Genomic DNA, 1,700 nt, shown 5'->3' with positions numbered 1-1,700 from the left:
AGCACCGCCATCGCCTCCGGCGCCTGGCGGCCGGTCACCACGGGCACGCCCGGCTTCATGATCCCGGCCTTCTCGCCGGCGATCGCCGCCAGGCTATCGCCCAGGAACGATTCGTGATCCATCGAAATCGCGGTGATCGCGCAGGCGGCCGGACGCGCCAGCACGTTGGTGGCGTCGAAGCGCCCGCCCAGCCCGACCTCGATGACGGCCAGCCGCGCCGGATGCCGCGCGAACAGCACGAACCCCGCCGCCGTCAGCACCTCGAACACCGTGATCGGCGCGCCGTCATTGGCGCGCTCGACCTCCTCCAGCACCGCCACCAGTTCGTCGCTCGACACGATGCGCCCCGCCACGCGGAACCGTTCGGTCACGTCCACCAGGTGCGGCGAGGTCATGACATGCACCGGCCAGCCCGCCTGTTCGCCGATGGCGCGCAGGCAGGCGCAGGTGCTGCCCTTGCCGTTGGTCCCCGCGACATGGATCACCGGCGGCATGTGCGCCTCGGGGTGGCCCAGCCGCGCCAGCAGCGCCTCCAGCCGGCCCAGCGACAGGTCGATCAGCGCCGGATAGAGCCGGTTCAGCCGCTCCAGCACCACCCCGGCGCGGCCGACGAATTCCGGTCCCAGGACGGGAGAGACGGACGTCGAAGAAACGGACGTCGAAACGGGGGCAGGGGGCATGGCGATCCTGCGATCAGGCGGCCGGACGGGCCGGCTCGGCGGCCTGGCGATGGTTCAGCAGCCCGATCAGCCGCCCCAGTATCTCCGGCAGGTCGGCACGCTTGACCACCATGTCGATCATGCCGTGCTCCAGCAGATATTCCGCCCGCTGGAACCCGTCGGGCAGCTTCTCGCGCACCGTGTCCTCGATCACCCGCGGCCCGGCGAAGCCGATCAGCGCGTTCGGCTCGCTGATCTGCACGTCGCCCAGCATGGCGAAGGACGCGGTCACCCCGCCGGTGGTCGGATGGGTCAGCACGACGATGTAGGGCAGGCCGGCCTCGCGCAGCATCTGCACCGCCACCGTGGTGCGCGGCATCTGCATCAGGCTGATCAGCCCTTCCTGCATCCGCGCCCCGCCCGAAGCGGTAAAGACGATCAGCGGCGTCTTCTGCAGCACCGCCAGCCGCGCCGCTGCGACGAACGCCTCGCCCAGCGCCGCGCCCATCGTACCGGCGATGAACTCGAAGGCCATCACCGCCACCACCGCGTCATGACCGCCGATCCGGCCGTGCGCCACCGCCATCGATTCGTCGAGCTGCGACTTGGCGCGCTCGTCCTTCAGCCGCTCGGTATAGCGCTTGCGGTCCCTGAAGGTCAGTGGATCGACCGGCGCCTTCGGCAGCTCGATGCGCGTGCATTCTCCCTGATCGAACGTCCAGGCGAACCGCTCGGCCACCGAGGCCCGCATATGGTGGCCGCAATGCGGACAGACATTCAGCCCCTTCCGCAGATCCTTGACCAAGATCATCTGGCCGCAGGATTCGCAGTTGGTCCACAGATTGTCCGGTACTTCGCGCTTGAGCAGACCGCGGATCTTGGGGCGGACATACTCGGTCAGCCAGCTCATGCCACCTCTCCATGACGCGGGGCCCCCGGCCCCGGAAAACTGCCCTCATACAATCTGGGGGCAGGGAACGCCAGAGCGCGCCCCGGCGCACACTCCGATACGGGGGGCCGGGACCGGCGCGGCGTCAGCCG

General features: G+C 69.6%; 2 protein-coding genes. Both read right to left on the bottom strand.

Annotated features, from left to right (window positions below):
• Window positions 1–680 (bottom strand): folylpolyglutamate synthase/dihydrofolate synthase family protein (locus tag HUK84_RS17090; protein WP_246285755.1); only part of this gene is annotated, 680 nt, incomplete at its 3' end.
• A gap of 13 nt (window positions 681–693) precedes the next feature.
• A complete protein-coding gene (gene accD / locus HUK84_RS17085; RefSeq protein WP_176641335.1) occupies window positions 694–1,569 on the bottom strand; it encodes an acetyl-CoA carboxylase, carboxyltransferase subunit beta in 876 nt (291 codons plus the stop codon).
• Between the last annotated feature and the right edge of the window lie 131 nt (window positions 1,570–1,700).

This window comes from Nguyenibacter vanlangensis (assembly GCF_013376155.1).
Classification (GTDB): domain Bacteria; phylum Pseudomonadota; class Alphaproteobacteria; order Acetobacterales; family Acetobacteraceae; genus Gluconacetobacter; species Gluconacetobacter vanlangensis.
This window is presented reverse-complemented; position numbering and strand designations above follow the sequence as displayed.